The 14,636-nt window shown below is 54.4% G+C and carries 15 protein-coding genes; 12 read left to right on the forward strand and 3 right to left on the reverse strand.

Annotation, left to right across the window (positions count from 1 at the left end):
- Nucleotides 1-16: 16 nt before the first annotated feature.
- The 12 genes from atpB (at nt 17) to QP884_RS01990 (ending at nt 10,544) form a co-directional block, all read left to right on the forward strand.
- Nucleotides 17-829, forward strand: a complete 813-nt coding sequence (atpB, locus tag QP884_RS01935; RefSeq protein ID WP_179386380.1) for a F0F1 ATP synthase subunit A — start codon at nt 17-19, stop codon at nt 827-829.
- A 103-nt stretch (nt 830-932) separates the two neighbouring features.
- A complete protein-coding gene (locus QP884_RS01940) occupies nt 933-1,175 on the forward strand; it encodes an ATP synthase F0 subunit C (RefSeq protein WP_049361381.1) in 243 nt (80 codons plus the stop codon).
- 44 nt (nt 1,176-1,219) lie between these two features.
- Nucleotides 1,220-1,792, forward strand: coding sequence for a F0F1 ATP synthase subunit B (locus QP884_RS01945; protein WP_049361380.1), 573 nt, complete (start codon nt 1,220-1,222; stop codon nt 1,790-1,792).
- Nucleotides 1,793-1,798: 6 nt separating this feature from the next.
- Nucleotides 1,799-2,614 (forward strand): F0F1 ATP synthase subunit delta, encoded by an 816-nt coding sequence (locus tag QP884_RS01950; RefSeq protein ID WP_284820432.1) that lies wholly within the window; start codon nt 1,799-1,801, stop codon nt 2,612-2,614.
- 60 nt (nt 2,615-2,674) lie between these two features.
- Complete coding sequence (gene atpA, locus QP884_RS01955; RefSeq protein WP_023021750.1) at nt 2,675-4,315, forward strand: F0F1 ATP synthase subunit alpha; 1,641 nt, start codon at nt 2,675-2,677, stop codon at nt 4,313-4,315.
- 50 nt (nt 4,316-4,365) lie between these two features.
- Nucleotides 4,366-5,355, forward strand: coding sequence for a F0F1 ATP synthase subunit gamma (locus QP884_RS01960; RefSeq protein WP_200435194.1), 990 nt, complete (start codon nt 4,366-4,368; stop codon nt 5,353-5,355).
- A gap of 3 nt (nt 5,356-5,358) precedes the next feature.
- Entirely contained in the window at nt 5,359-6,804 is a 1,446-nt protein-coding gene (gene atpD, locus QP884_RS01965; RefSeq protein ID WP_049361377.1) for a F0F1 ATP synthase subunit beta, read from the forward strand.
- A 10-nt stretch (nt 6,805-6,814) separates the two neighbouring features.
- Nucleotides 6,815-7,183, forward strand: a complete 369-nt coding sequence (locus tag QP884_RS01970; RefSeq protein WP_049361376.1) for a F0F1 ATP synthase subunit epsilon — start codon at nt 6,815-6,817, stop codon at nt 7,181-7,183.
- 185 nt (nt 7,184-7,368) lie between these two features.
- On the forward strand, nt 7,369-7,845 hold the full coding sequence (locus tag QP884_RS01975) for a DUF2550 domain-containing protein (RefSeq protein WP_284820433.1): 477 nt from the start codon (nt 7,369-7,371) through the stop codon (nt 7,843-7,845).
- Nucleotides 7,846-7,868: 23 nt separating this feature from the next.
- The gene (nucS, locus tag QP884_RS01980; protein WP_179386385.1) at nt 7,869-8,561 is read left to right on the forward strand and encodes an endonuclease NucS; all 693 of its coding nucleotides are present in this window, start codon (nt 7,869-7,871) and stop codon (nt 8,559-8,561) included.
- 178 nt (nt 8,562-8,739) lie between these two features.
- Nucleotides 8,740-9,384, forward strand: a complete 645-nt coding sequence (locus QP884_RS01985; protein WP_284820434.1) for a hypothetical protein — start codon at nt 8,740-8,742, stop codon at nt 9,382-9,384.
- A 158-nt stretch (nt 9,385-9,542) separates the two neighbouring features.
- Nucleotides 9,543-10,544 carry an AAA family ATPase gene (locus QP884_RS01990; RefSeq protein WP_284820435.1) on the forward strand — a complete coding sequence of 334 codons (1,002 nt, stop codon included), beginning with the start codon at nt 9,543-9,545 and terminating at the stop codon, nt 10,542-10,544.
- 1,417 nt (nt 10,545-11,961) lie between these two features.
- On the opposite strand, the gene QP884_RS01995 is transcribed toward QP884_RS01990, so the two are convergent.
- From QP884_RS01995 to QP884_RS02005, 3 genes are all read right to left on the reverse strand, one after another.
- A complete protein-coding gene (locus QP884_RS01995; RefSeq protein WP_284820436.1) occupies nt 11,962-12,114 on the reverse strand; it encodes a hypothetical protein in 153 nt (50 codons plus the stop codon).
- A 497-nt stretch (nt 12,115-12,611) separates the two neighbouring features.
- Nucleotides 12,612-13,139 (reverse strand): hypothetical protein, encoded by a 528-nt coding sequence (locus QP884_RS02000; protein ID WP_284820437.1) that lies wholly within the window; start codon nt 13,137-13,139, stop codon nt 12,612-12,614.
- 162 nt (nt 13,140-13,301) lie between these two features.
- Nucleotides 13,302-13,958, reverse strand: a complete 657-nt coding sequence (locus tag QP884_RS02005; protein WP_284820438.1) for a hypothetical protein — start codon at nt 13,956-13,958, stop codon at nt 13,302-13,304.
- Nucleotides 13,959-14,636 lie beyond the last annotated feature (678 nt).

Genomic DNA, 14,636 nt, shown 5'->3' on the forward strand with positions numbered 1-14,636 from the left:
CGTTACAACATTGGCCATGAAGGGTAGCTTCCACGCACCCGAACTGGACCCAGAATTTTTCCCGGGGCACGTAACCGATGATGGCGGAGTCGTTGACCTCTGGTTGAGCGATTTTGCCAACGGTTGGTTCGCTTTGGATCGCATCATGCTCGTTCGCCTTCTGATGGCGGCCGTGCTGGTGCTCCTATTTGTTGTCGCCTTCAGGAACCCGAAGCTGGTTCCTAAAGGAATTCAAAACGTAGGCGAGCATGCGATTGACTTCGTGCGAGTTCAGATCGCAGAAGACATCTTGGGCAAGAAGGAAGGACGTCGCTTCCTTCCACTTTTGGCCTCTATCTTCTTTGCAGTTTTGTTCTGGAACTTCACAACTATTGTGCCGGGCCTGAACATTTCTCCGAACGCCCGTATCGGTATGCCAATCGTCTTGGCCGCTGTCGCGTATATCGCCATGATTTACGCCGGCGCTAAGCGCTATGGCTTTGGCAAGTTCATCAAGTCCTCGGTGGTTATTCCTAACCTGCCGCCGGCCTTGCACATTCTTGTCGTGCCGATTGAGGCTTTCTCTACGTTTGTTATGCGCCCAGTCACCTTGGCTCTTCGTCTTATGGCGAACTTCCTGGCTGGTCACCTCATTTTGGTCCTGTTGTACTCGGCTACGAACTTCTTCTTCTTCCAGTTCAACGCCTGGACCGCAGTGGGTGGCTTGACCCTGGTCGCAGCGGTTCTGTTCACGCTTTACGAGCTTATCGTCATCTTCTTGCAGGCATACATCTTTGCCCTGCTGACGGCGGTATACATCGAATTGTCGTTGCATGCAGATTCGCACTAACAACAACGCGAACCTCGCGGTTAACTAAATACCCCAAAATCAAACCAACACCGCCCCGCAGGACACTCCCGCGGGATATACATTGAAAGGGAACGACTTTCACATGAACGAGATCATCCTGGCTCAGGACGCAGCAACCACCTCCTTCGACGGCCTTCAGTCCCTCGGCTACGGCCTGGCCACCATCGGCCCGGGCCTGGGCATCGGCATCCTCGTTGGCAAGACCGTTGAGGGCATGGCACGCCAGCCTGAGATGGCCGGCCAGCTGCGTACCACCATGTTCCTGGGTATCGCCTTCGTTGAGGCACTTGCCCTCATCGGCCTCGTTGCAGGCTTCCTGTTCTAAAGAACGCTTTACACAAGTAAATCGAACTTTAAGAACGGAGACCCATGAACAACGTCATTTACTACCTTGCAGCAGAAGGAAGTGAGCACCTGCCGCTGGAGAGCGGCAACTCCATCCTCCTGCCCAAGATGTACGACTTAGTCTGGTCAATCATTCCGTTCGCCATCATCTTGCTGATTTTCGCGAAGTTCGTTCTTCCGAAGTACAGCCAGATGCTGCAGGAGCGTGAAGACCGGATCGAGGGCGGCTTGAAGCGTGCCAAGGCCCAGCAGGCCGAGGCTAAGGCTGCTCTGGAAAAGTACAATGCTCAGCTGGCTGATGCCCGTGCAGAGGCAGCCGAGATCCGCGAGCAGGCGCGCGAGCGCGGCAAGCAGATTGAGGCCGAGGCTAAGACCAACGCGGAAGAAGAGTCCCGCCGCATCGTCGCCAATGGCGAGAAGCAGCTGGAGGCTTCCCGCTCGCAGGTTGTTACTGAGCTGCGTTCCGAAATGGGCCAGAACTCCATCAACCTGGCGGAGAAGATTCTGGGCGGCGAGCTTTCCGACGCCTCTAAGAAGTCCTCCACCATTGATGGCTTCTTGTCCGAGCTCGACTCTGTGGCACCGGCCGGAAAGTAGGCAACTATGAAGGCAGCTAGCCGCGAAGCACTCGCAACCTCACAAACCCGCTTGGATGAGATCCTGGCAGGCGACAACAATGTCGCCACCGCCGCGCAGGCGGGCCTGGATATCTTTGAGGTTGTCGATGTCTTGGATGCAGACCGCGAATTGCGAGTCGCATTCACCGATATCGCCGCCCCGAGCGAGGTACGCAAGTCCCTGGCGGAAACCCTGTTTGGCTCCAAGATTTCTGATGGCGCATTGCGCATCATCCAAGAAGCTGCGGCCGCACAGTGGTCCACCCCGAAGGACTTTGTCAAGGGATTGGTGTCCCTGGGCCGCCGCGCACTGCTGCGCGGTGCTGAGGCGCAGGGTCAGCTGGGCCAGGTAGAAGACGAGCTCTTCCGCCTGTCCCAGATCCTTGACCGTGAGGGCGAGCTCACCCAGCTGCTTTCCGACCGAACTGCTGATTCCGCCCGCAAGCGCGGATTGCTGGCAAACGTGCTCTACGGCAAGGTCACGATGTTTACTGAGGCCCTCGTGCTTCAGGCCATCTCCCGCCCAGAGCAGAACCCGATCGATGACGTAGCCGCACTGGCCGATACTGCAGCTGACCTGCAGGACCGTACCATTGCGCGCGTTACCGCAGCGGGTGAACTAAACGAAGGCCAGCAAGCAGTACTCGCTGAGAAGCTGGGCAAAATTTATGGTCGTGCGATGTCCATTCACTCTGAGGTTGACACCAGCCTCCTCGGTGGCATGCGCATCCGCGTCGGCGATGAAGTCATTGATGGCTCCACGGCAGGCAAGATTGCCCGCCTGCGTGCCCAGATGGCGTAGCCGAAACGACAGAAACGATTCAAGTAAGTGCTGGAAGATACTACCGAGAGCAGGAAGAACATGGCGGAGCTGACGATCTCCTCCGACGAGATCCGTAGTGCGATTGCGAACTACACCTCGAGCTACTCCGCGGAGGCCTCCCGTGAGGAGGTCGGCGTGGTCATTTCGGCAGCTGACGGTATTGCGCAGGTTTCTGGCCTGCCATCCGTTATGGCGAATGAGCTGCTCGAGTTCCCAGGCGGCGTAATTGGCGTCGCACAGAACCTTGACACTAACTCCATCGGTGTCGTGGTCCTGGGCAACTTCGAGTCCCTCAAGGAGGGCGACGAGGTTAAGAGGACCGGCGAGGTTCTCTCCATCCCAGTGGGCGAGGAATTCCTCGGCCGCGTAATTAACCCATTGGGCCAGCCGATTGACGGCATGGGCCCAATCAACGCTGAAGAGGAGCGTGTCCTCGAGCTGCAGGCACCGTCCGTGCTGCAGCGTCAGCCGGTTGAAGAGCCAATGCAGACCGGCATCAAGGCTATCGACGCAATGACCCCGATCGGCCGCGGCCAGCGTCAGCTGGTCATCGGTGACCGTAAGACCGGTAAGACCGCGGTCTGCATCGATACCATTTTGAACCAGAAGGCTAACTGGGAGTCCGGCGACAAGGATAAGCAGGTACGCTGCATCTACGTCGCTATCGGCCAGAAGGGCTCGACCATCGCTGGCGTGCGCCGCACCCTTGAGGAGCACGGCGCGCTGGATTACACCACCATCGTGGCCGCACCGGCTTCCGATTCCGCCGGCTTCAAGTGGCTGGCACCGTTCTCCGGTGCAGCGCTGGGTCAGCACTGGATGTACCAGGGCAACCACGTCCTGGTTATCTACGATGATCTGACCAAGCAGGCTGAGGCCTACCGTGCCATTTCCTTGCTGCTGCGCCGTCCGCCGGGACGCGAGGCATACCCAGGCGATGTGTTCTACCTGCACTCCCGCCTGCTGGAGCGTGCTGCAAAGCTTTCCGACGACATGGGTGCTGGCTCCATGACCGCCCTGCCGATCATCGAGACCAAGGCAAACGACGTCGGCGCCTTCATTCCGACCAACGTCATTTCCATTACTGACGGCCAGGTCTTCCTGGAGTCCGACCTGTTCAACCAGGGCGTTCGCCCGGCTATTAACGTCGGTGTTTCCGTCTCCCGTGTCGGTGGCGCTGCACAGACCAAGGGCATGAAGAAGGTTGCCGGTAACCTGCGTCTGGACCTGGCTTCCTACCGTGACCTGCAGGCCTTCGCGGCATTCGCATCTGACCTGGATGCTGCTTCCAAGGCTCAGCTGGAGCGCGGTTCCCGTCTGGTCGAGCTGCTGAAGCAGTCCGAGTCCTCCCCGCAGCCGGTGGAGTACCAGATGGTGTCCATCTACCTCGCCGAGGCTGGCATCTTCGACGTCGTTCCCGTTGAAGACGTCCGCCGCTTCGAGGACGAGGTGCACGAGTACCTCAACGCCAATACCCCAGAGGTCTTTGAGCAGATTTCCGGCGGCAAGCCGTTGACCGATGAGTCCAAGGACGCATTGGTTGCGGCAGCTAAGGACTTCCAGCCGACCTTCCGCACCTCCGAGGGCCACAACTTGGGCTCCGAGGCGCCGGTAGAGCCTTTGGATGAAAGCGACGTAAAGAACACCGAGCTCAACGTCTCCCGCAAGACGGCTAAGTAGAGTTCAGAACTCACAACTAACCGTCTAGATTAAAGAAGGGAGGAGAAACGATGGCTAATCTTCGCGAACTACGTGACCGCATCCGGTCCGTCAATTCGACTAAGAAGATCACCAAGGCCCAGGAGCTCATTGCTACCTCGCGCATTACCAAGGCGCAGGCTAGGGTAGAGGCCTCTCAGCCGTACGCGGCTGAGATGACCAGCATGATGAACAAGCTGGCTGCCGCCTCTACGTTGGAGCATGACATGCTGCGTGAGCGTGAAGACGGAAACGTCGCCGCCATCCTCGTGGTCACTTCTGACCGCGGTATGTGCGGTGGCTATAACAACAACGTCTTCAAGAAGGCTGCACAGCTGCAAGCTCTCCTGGAAAGCAAGGGCTACGAGGTAGTTCGCTACGTTACCGGTAATAAGGGCATCGGCCATTACAAGTTCCGCGAGGACGAGGTAGTTGGCAGCTGGGGCGGTTTCTCTCAGGATCCAACCTGGGAGACCACCCACGATGTGCGCCGTCACTTGATTGATGGCTTCATTGCTGGTTCCCATGGCACTACCAAGGGCCGCGACGGCCTGCATGCGCAAGGTGAGGGCGCCGGTGTACGTGGCTTTGACCAGGTACACGTTGTCTACACCGAGTTTGAGTCCATGCTGACCCAGACCGCGCGTGCTCAGCAGCTGTTGCCAGTTCAGCCGGTTATTCAGGATGAGGAGTATCACCTCGGTGAATCCGCTCTGACTGACTCTGCATCTGCGGACGACGTTGCCGCAGGATTCGAGTTCGAGCCAGACGCAGAGACGCTGATGGAAGCGCTGCTTCCGCAGTACGTCTCGCGTATCCTGTTTGCTATGTTCTTGGAAGCTTCTGCTTCCGAGTCCGCTGCACGCCGTACAGCTATGAAGTCTGCTACTGACAACGCAACCGAGATGGTCGAGGACCTCTCTCGCGTGGCTAACCAGGCCCGTCAGGCACAGATTACCCAGGAAATTTCAGAGATCGTCGGTGGCGCTGGCGCGCTATCTGACAGCGCAGAAAGTGACTAGATTATGACTACAGCTCTGCAAGAGCAGAATGCACAGTCTTCGGCAGTCGCCGGTCGTGTCGTGCGCGTCATCGGTCCGGTTGTGGACGTGGAATTCCCACGTGAGGCACTGCCGGCCCTGTACAACGCACTGCACGTCGACATTAAGCTCGAAGCTGTTGCAAAGACCGTCACCCTCGAGGTCGCTCAGCACCTCGGTGACAACCTTGTCCGTACCGTGTCCATGGCACCGACCGACGGCCTCGTCCGCGGTGCCGAGGTCATCGACTCCGGAAAGCCAATTTCCGTGCCGGTCGGCGACGTCGTCAAGGGCCACGTCTTCAACGCCCTCGGTGACTGCCTCGACGAGCCGGGTCTCGGCCGCGATGGTGAGCAGTGGGGCATCCACCGCGAACCGCCAGCGTTCGACCAGCTCGAGGGTAAGACCGAGATTCTGGAGACCGGCATTAAGGTCATTGACCTGCTGACCCCGTACGTTAAGGGCGGCAAGATTGGCCTCTTCGGCGGCGCAGGTGTGGGTAAGACCGTTCTCATTCAGGAGATGATTACCCGTATCGCCCGTGAGTTCTCCGGTACCTCCGTCTTCGCCGGCGTCGGCGAGCGCACCCGTGAGGGCACCGACCTCTTCCTGGAAATGGAAGAGATGGGCGTGCTGCAAGATACCGCACTTGTCTTCGGCCAGATGGATGAGCCGCCAGGAGTCCGTATGCGCGTGGCTCTGTCCGGCCTGACCATGGCGGAGTACTTCCGCGATGTGCAGAACCAGGACGTTCTGCTGTTCATCGACAACATCTTCCGTTTCACCCAGGCCGGCTCCGAGGTTTCGACCCTGCTGGGTCGTATGCCTTCCGCTGTGGGCTACCAGCCAACCCTGGCTGACGAGATGGGTGTTCTGCAGGAGCGCATTACCTCGACCAAGGGCCGTTCCATTACGTCCCTGCAGGCCGTTTACGTTCCTGCCGATGACTACACCGACCCGGCTCCGGCAACGACGTTCGCTCACTTGGACGCCACCACCGAGCTGGACCGTGCTATTGCTTCCAAGGGTATTTACCCTGCAGTGAACCCGCTGACCTCTACCTCTCGTATCCTCGAGCCGGGTATCGTTGGCGAGAAGCACTACGAGGTTGCGCAGCGCGTCATCGGTATTCTGCAGAAGAACAAGGAACTCCAGGACATCATCGCCATCCTCGGTATGGACGAGCTGTCCGAGGAGGATAAGGTCACCGTTCAGCGTGCCCGCCGTATTGAGCGCTTCTTGGGCCAGAACTTCTTCGTCGCACAGAAGTTCACTGGCCTGCCGGGCTCCTACGTGCCGCTGTCTGAGACCATCGATGCCTTCGAGCGCATCTGCGATGGCGAGTTTGACCACTACCCAGAGCAGGCCTTCAACGGCTTGGGTGGCTTGGACGACGTCGAGGCTGCATACAAGAAGTTGAACGAGAAGTAGGGAGAGGCACATGGCTGACATCACCGCCGAATTGGTTTCCGTCGAGCGCCTGCTGTGGTCTGGACAGGCCTCCATGGTCACGGCTGAGACCACCGAGGGTGAGATCGGCGTGCTTCCCGGTCACGAGCCAATGATCGGTCAGCTGATCGATAATGGCGTGGTGACCATCCACCCAGTGGACGGCGAGCGCCGCGTCGCCGCCGTGCAGGGTGGTTTCCTCTCCGTTACCCAGGACAAGATCACCGTCCTCGCTGATTGGGCCATCTGGTCCGATGAGGTGGATGAGGAGAAGGCTCAGAATGATTTCGCTTCTGAGCACGAGCTCACCAAGTCCCGTGGCGAGGCCGCACAGCGTGCAGTTCGCCGCGCCAAGGCTTAATACCTTGGATTGGTAGGAGAGGGCAGCAATAGCCGCCCTTCCTGCTCTCTTAAGGCGCATCGGTTTATAGCCGGTGCGCCTTCTTCGTTTTTTCTTTGCCTTTTCTTATTGGCGTGTGGGGCCTTCAAGGCGCTACAATCCAAAGAATCAGTTTCTCCACAGAGCGAGGATGGCGTGAAAAGCCCATGAATTCAACGGTGGTTGCAGTGCTTCTGTGGGCCCTTGGAGTGGCCCTGCTGCTAGTTATTTTTCTGGCTGCGCTTCGCTTTTTCACCGTGCGATCGCGCGGTACTTCAGTCCTCCTGCGCCGAGTTCCGGCTAAGAATTCCCTTTCCTGGCGCCATGGTTCGTTGCGTTATGAAGGAGAATTCGTGGAGTATTTCAAGCTCCGTTCTGTCTCTCCGCGCTGCGATCTGCGCATCAACCGCCTCGACATCGAAGTAGTGAGCACCCGCCCGCTTGATGATGACGAGGCTTCTTTTATGTCCGCTGCCACCGAAGTCGTTCGCTTTCGGGCCAAAGGAAAAGAATATGAGCTGGCTTCCGACGCCCATGGCATCTTGGCCTTTGGCGCATGGGTAGAGGCCGCCCCATCTAAGCGCCAGCAGCGCTTTGACTTCCGGGAATTGCGCGAGCGCGCTACCCGTCAATCCAAGCGATAGGCCCACCCGCTAGGGTAGAAAACATGCGTTTAGTAATCGCCCGATGCTCAGTAGATTACGTGGGCCGCTTAGATGCCCACCTGCCGATGGCAGACCGCCTGCTCATCGTCAAAGCGGACGGTTCCGTGTCCGTGCATGCCGACGACCGCGCTTATAAGCCGCTCAATTGGATGACACCTCCTTGCACCTTGAAGGAGTCCGCGATTGAGGACCTCGACGGTGAGGACACAGGCGAGGTCTTGTGGTTGGTGGAAAACCCCAAGGGCGAGCAGTTGCGCATCACCATTGCCGAGATTCACGAAGAAATCTCCTATGACATGGGTGAGGACCCCGGCCTAGTCAAAGATGGCGTCGAGGCTCACCTTCAAGAGCTCTTGGCAGACCAGATTGATACCTTGGGCGAGCGCTACACCCTGGTGCGCCGCGAATATCCCACCGCCATCGGCCCCGTGGACATTATGGCGAAGGATGAGAACAATAATAACGTCGCCATCGAGGTTAAGCGCCGCGGTGGCATCGATGGCGTAGAACAGCTGACGCGGTATCTGGAGCTGCTTAACCGCGATGAGCTTCTCGCCCCTGTGTCCGGTGTATTTGCGGCCCAGGAAATCAAGCCGCAGGCTCGTACCTTGGCTGAGGACCGCGGCATTCGGTGCGTCGTACTTGACTACCAGGAGCTGCGTGGGCTTGAGTCGAATGAATTGCGACTGTTCTAATGCCGCGGCGAAATAGGCGCAAACCCGTAGAGATCCGATCCCTGCCTAAGGACGGCTCAACTTTCCTCGGCTCGCAAACGGTCGAGGGGCCAAGTTGGACTTCAAGCGAGCGTGATTCTCCCTATTTTTAAATATTGGTATTTTCCAGCCCTGAGCTGGTGAAACAAGGGAGAATAAATTGACTGAGCAGATTGCTAACGCCGTAGCTCGTGTAGCTGTATTCGTCGCCTCAGAACAGGGGAAAGAGTTCTACCGTTCCGCGTATAAGGAACGGTTGTCTCAGTGGCCTGAACTATCCGGTGCTGAGCGTCGTTCTAACGCTCGTGCGGATGTATTCCGCGATGTTCAAACACAGTGCGGTGTCAGCGGGGAGCAGCTGGTTTCCTTTGATGTTTTGCAAGATGAGTTCACTCTGAACATGTTCAGGGCTAAAGACCCGTACAGGGTTGCTGCACACTTGTGTGTGTTGTGCGGGGTTGATGAGGCTCTGGTAGGTGCTGAGATTGATGCTTTGCTAACCCTGCTCGAGGAGGGAAGCGGAAAACTGCACTGCCTAACCGATGAACAGCTCGCTGCTCTACCCCGTACCCCGGAAGTTCAGTTAGAAATCCAAAAGCGGCTCTATGAATCTGCAAGCGAAGCGGTAGAGGCCTGGAATGAAGAAGCGAATGAACTAGTCAGTATCGCGGATGCAGCTCCTGAGTTGGGCTGGAGTGTTGAGGAGATGCTGGAGCAGTTGGTTCAGGATGGTTTGTTACTCGAGCTTGATGGTGAGCTGGTGCCAAGCCCTCACCCTGATATTAAACGCTGTGAGCCATTCTAAGGCGTTGGAATATAGTTTCTATACTTTTACCCTTTGGGGCGCTGTTAGGCGCTCTACGGGGCTGCTAGAGACCTCTACGGGGCTGCTATTAGTATGCTCCTCGGTCTTCCTGACCTGTGGGGCTACTCGTTTAGATTAGAAGGAGTGTTTTAAGAAAGATGGAGCAGAGTTTGTTTGATACCCCGGAGGTGTTACGAGACATCCTGGGCATCGTTAAAGATGAAGATTTAGACCTACCTACACAGGCGGATAATTGGCTTATTCCCGGTGTTGTGTGCACCACGAATACCGTTGTCTACGGTCAAGCTTCGGCTGGTAAATCAATGGTTATTAGTAACATAATCGCTAGTCTGTTTGATGGTAGAAACTTTTTTGATATTAAACCAGCTCAGAGCGGGCTAAAAGGGTTGGTTATCTGCTCTGATGCTAAGGCTGAGTTCGAGTACAAGCAGCGGCTGCATAACATTAACGCCACCGGCGCGGTGGAGTACATGGCTGACGCTGGGGTTATCAGCCCTGAACAGTGGGGTCTTATTGTAGAAGCAGTGCGTTATATCGGCTATGACTATGTGATTATTGACCATGCTACGGGCGTGGTTGATGGTGACGTTATTGCTCGTGAGCCGTGGCAGAGGTTTTGGCAAGACCATGTTCGTAGTCTGAATGTTCCTACTATTGTGGTGGCTCATTCTTCGGATTCCACTTTTCAAGGACAAGTCTCCCACCGGCCAATGGGTAACTCGGGTGTTACTCAGTTCTCTAGATGTGAGGTTGAGGTTTACACCAAGGGGAATATTAAGTTTGCCTCTGAGCCGCTAAGGGAGCTTCGGAGCAAAAGCCGATATGGTCAAGGCGTTGTGCGAAATTTCCGCATTGTAGACCCCGGTATCATTGTGGAAGAAGAGCAGGCTGAGGAGTCTGTTTCTAAGCAGCGGGCTTCGGATACGTTGGATAAGAATGCTCGGATTGCCCGGCTAGCCGTTGAGTCTAAGGCTTCTACTGTTACGGGTGTAGCTGAGGAGATTGCTTCCGAGGTTGGAACAACTGCTCGCACGCTGAGCGCTCGTAAACTTCCAGAGCTTGTGAGTATCGGGCTGTTGGTAAAGAACCAAAATAAGACCAACGGTGTGTATTCGCCCGGCCCTAAGCTGAAAATATAGGGTGTGCACTTTTTCTGTTTATGCAGGTCACAGCGTTGTGAAATGCACACCTAGGGTGTGCACTGTTCTGTATTTCCGCTGGTCAAAGACGTGCACATGCACACTGCACCCCCCTTATAGAGGCTATCGCCTCATATCCCCCACTTCTATTTTCCCTATAAGGGCGCAATGAGCGCCCGCGTAGGGAAGCGAATAATTACGGCTATGGTCTAGCCGTGATTGTGAGCATAGGAAGTGAAAGAATGAGCACGATTACTTCGTGCTTATGATTGAACGAGAGAGTGAGAATAACAGCAATTGTCTTTGCTGTTGTTTGAACGATTAAACACAGGGAGATTATTAGCCCGACCTCCAAAGCGTCGGGCGGTTAATCGACCGGATAAAGCATAAGGGCTTATGGGTATTAAGCCCGTTGCGTTGTGCGAGTAGCAACCGACTCTGGGGGTTGTGTATGAGCATATTCATTAGGCGGCAGAATCGCCGCCTTGTATATATCTATTTCCTAGGTATTAGCAATAGCCGTAAAGCGCTATTGCGGTTAGTCGGTCTATCGACCTCCACTGATATACAGCGGCCTGAGTGGCCGCATAGTAGCAATAGCCCTCGAGGGCTATTGCCCTTAGTCGGCCTAGTGGCCTCCCATTGATAAAGCGGCTTATCGCTGCTATTACCCGGCCAAAGTGGCCGGTGGGTAATTACTCTCCTAAGGACGAGGTAGCCCACCTCGTATTAGTAATTATTTATGCTCCATTGAACAGGGTGGTACACCTTGGATGAGTAGTAGGCTAGGTTTCCTAAGCCCACACGGCTAAGCCCGTGGAGCGTTAACGGTAACGCTCCTCGAGTTCTACTCCGTGGTGCTGTAACGCTCTATATTCCCTTCTAAGCGTTTTAATCCTCTGTCTGGTGTATTCCCCTTGGAACGTCTGTAAGGCTCTCAGAATGGCCCCTAGGGGCCTTTACGGGCCTCTTGTAAAGCTCCTCGAGCTCTGCCCTGCGGGGCTAGGGCCCTCTACGGGCCTGTTAACGCACCCCTTGGTGCTTGGGCCTTAAACAAGGCCCTTTAATCACCTATTGGTTTGCCCGTAGTCTGCTTGCACGGTGGGGCACGGAACACACTGTGATTCCCTGAGGAGTTTTTGCGATGAAGTGGGCCTGGTCTCATTATTGGCCGTTCTGCTTATCAGCCTGTGCCTTTATCGTGTTCGGGTTCTTCCTAAGTGATATGCGCTGGGCTGTGCGGGGCTCGTTGCTTGTGCTGGGCTTAGGTCTCCTGGAGCTTCTTCGGGTGTAGTTTATAGAGCGTAACGCTCCTCGGTCTTCCAGAACTGCGGTGCTTCACCAGAGTAAGAAAGCCAACTCCTCTGAAGAAAAAATGGGAATTAAAAAAGGCCCCTCAAGGGGCCTTTAATTCTTTCTAGCGAATCTTCCAGTCATGACCACAGGATTGGCAGATAGCCTTTTTAGTGTTTTTGTTTTTGGTCTTGTGAGTCCCATTGGATTTTTTCCAGACAAGGTTGGACATGCCAAGGGTGCCCACGGCGGTCATTGCTCGAGCAGTGTTATTCATGTGTCCGCCAAAGCCGATACTGTTGGACTTTGTACGGCTTCCTTCACCGACGTAAGCAATAGTTACGTTTTCGTCCTTGCACTTTGGGCAAATCATTTCCAATTTTTCCTATCTAGTTTGAACCACACTCGGGAATATGTGGTTTTGACGGGATTATTTTACTATCCCCGGCTAATGAAGTGGAATAGCGGGTTTTGAAGGTTGCACCCGTGGTTGTCTTAGGGGTGCTTGCTGTGGAGTAAACAAGAGCTCTAGCACCACAGAGCGAAGCTCGAGGAGCGTCAACGGGATCTACCTTTAGTTAGGTCCCTAGATTGCGTTCTAAGGGCTTGATAGTGATTATCTAGGGGGAACTAGGGGTAGAGGCTGTTAGGCCGTCTATGAGCCTTCTAGGGCCCTTTATGAGCCCACTGTGTGGTTGGATACGCTCCTAGGGGCGTTCTGTGTAGACCGAATCCCTAAGAAGTGGCTACCACAAGGGTCGGTGGTAGCTATTTCTAGTTAGAGCAGGAGCCCGCTAGTTCTCCGTTAATGGAGGCGTATGCACCCTTCAAGCTCCCTAGTCTGTCAAGATATTCTCCTGGAACTTCAAAAGAAGCAGTTAGGTAGTTTGAGCCCAACCCGGTGTTTACGGTCTCTTTCTCGGTTGACGGATAGACCTGTATAAACGAGTTGAATGTACCCGCTGCCTTATCTTCCATCACCATTATTCCGTGTTCAAAGTTCAGGCGGTAGGAGTAGGAATTGAATTCGTGGTTCGACTTTGGAGCGAAATAGAAAGTAGCTTCGGTTCCCTCGAAATTGAAATTCTTAACAGTTTCCGGGCCGTCGGTTGTCTCTATAGTGCGAGAGTCACATTTCCACGCATCTTCTGGAGGGAGTTGGTCTGAAACGTCAACGCCTGCTTCAGTTTGAGTCTTGAACTCAGGAGCTTCCTGGTTCTCAGAGACAGCGTTACTGTCCTCCGAAGTGCTACAACCTGCTAGGAACAAAGGAATAAGGACAAGAGGGAGATATTTCTTCATGGTCATATATTAGCGGCACATGTGAAGGGCGATTACCAAAGGAAAGGCTATTTCCGTTTCTTGGAATTTGTACCCTAGGTACTGCTAAGAGGTAACTGAGGCTGGGCAGGTTCTGGCGGTGTTTCGGGTGAATATTATTATGCCTAATAGTGGTGGTGTCATTTAACGCCGTAGCAACTTGCCTAACCATAACAAGCAATACACCACCGCTGTGGCAAGTAATACGATAATTGAAACTATAATTCTAATTAACGTTAGGCCTTTCCAATAGAGTAAAGTTCCTATGCCCGAGAAAGGTAGCCAAATAGTTTCCTTTTTGCTCTGATTTGAGATTGCTTTGAGTGTTTTCCAGCCAGTACCGAGGATATGCAGGATTGGGACAGTGCATAGTCCATATATCAGTGTGGGGGCTATGCTATCTAAGATAACGTCACAGGCTTCTTCAGCGCCGTGCTCGTTGGTACCACATTGCTGGTTCTGGATAGTTTCGGAAATAAGATATATAAAAAAGGTTAGGAATAAGGCGATACGCTCGAAGCTATGAGCTTCGGCGCTGTCGGTTGCTGTCCATTGTTTATGTAGGTGGAAGCAAAGTAGCCACAAGGTTCTATCAAAGAGTAGGGCAGCGGTGGCAATTATAGTAACGCGGATAAATTGCGGTGTTCCTGGATTTAGTGTTACTCCACCAACTGCTAGCCAGAGCACAGTAGCTGAGGCTCCGAGGCCAATATTTACCCATACAATTTTGTTGTTTGTTTCAGCTCCCTGTGTCTTTTCGTAGAGCGGGGATTCGACGATAGAGGTTGACGGTTTTTCCAATTCATTTTCCTGTGATTGTGGCCTTTTACAGTGGTAGGTTATGGCACTCAGACTAGGTTGTCTACACGTTACCGATAAGCCTTTTGGATGGTTGTCATAAAACGTTGTTTGTCTTCTGGTGGGTAGTAATTCAAGGCGTATCAACGCACTATCGGGAGCGGCATAGGGTTGCGTCTTAGATTCTCTATCACCTTGAATCGGGAGCGTTTTCCCGGTTTTGAATCAAACGAGAAGCGGCGCGCTGTGGTTATCAGATTTGATAGAAGGTTCTAGGAGCTTGGGGTTATCTCCCACTACCTCTTCTAGACTCTGTGCGGGCCTTTGGTTGGAGACTTGTGAGAGTGTATGAAGCTCTTTGTGAGCTTTCAGGGGGGTATTGTTTGAGCATTACCAGCGGCTAGCTCAAGTTGCCTAGGCCCCGTTAGTGTAACAATTTGGTAACACAGAGGCTTCTTAGTGACATAAACTGTCATTTTCTCACCTATGTATATAGTGAGAGTTTTTATTTTCTACTCTCGCACTCTGCCGTCTTTTAGCGCTCGTAAACGGTTGCATTCAGTTTTAGCTCTAGGTTTGGGTTTGTAGGCCGTCTCAACTTAGGTTCGCTCCTTCTTGGAGGATTCGGGCTCCGGATTAATTAGCCGGAGCCCTTTTTCTTTTGCTTTATAAAAGTAACGT

It is taken from the genome of Corynebacterium tuberculostearicum, from assembly GCF_030229345.1.
Taxonomy (GTDB): Bacteria; Actinomycetota; Actinomycetes; order Mycobacteriales; family Mycobacteriaceae; genus Corynebacterium; species Corynebacterium tuberculostearicum_G.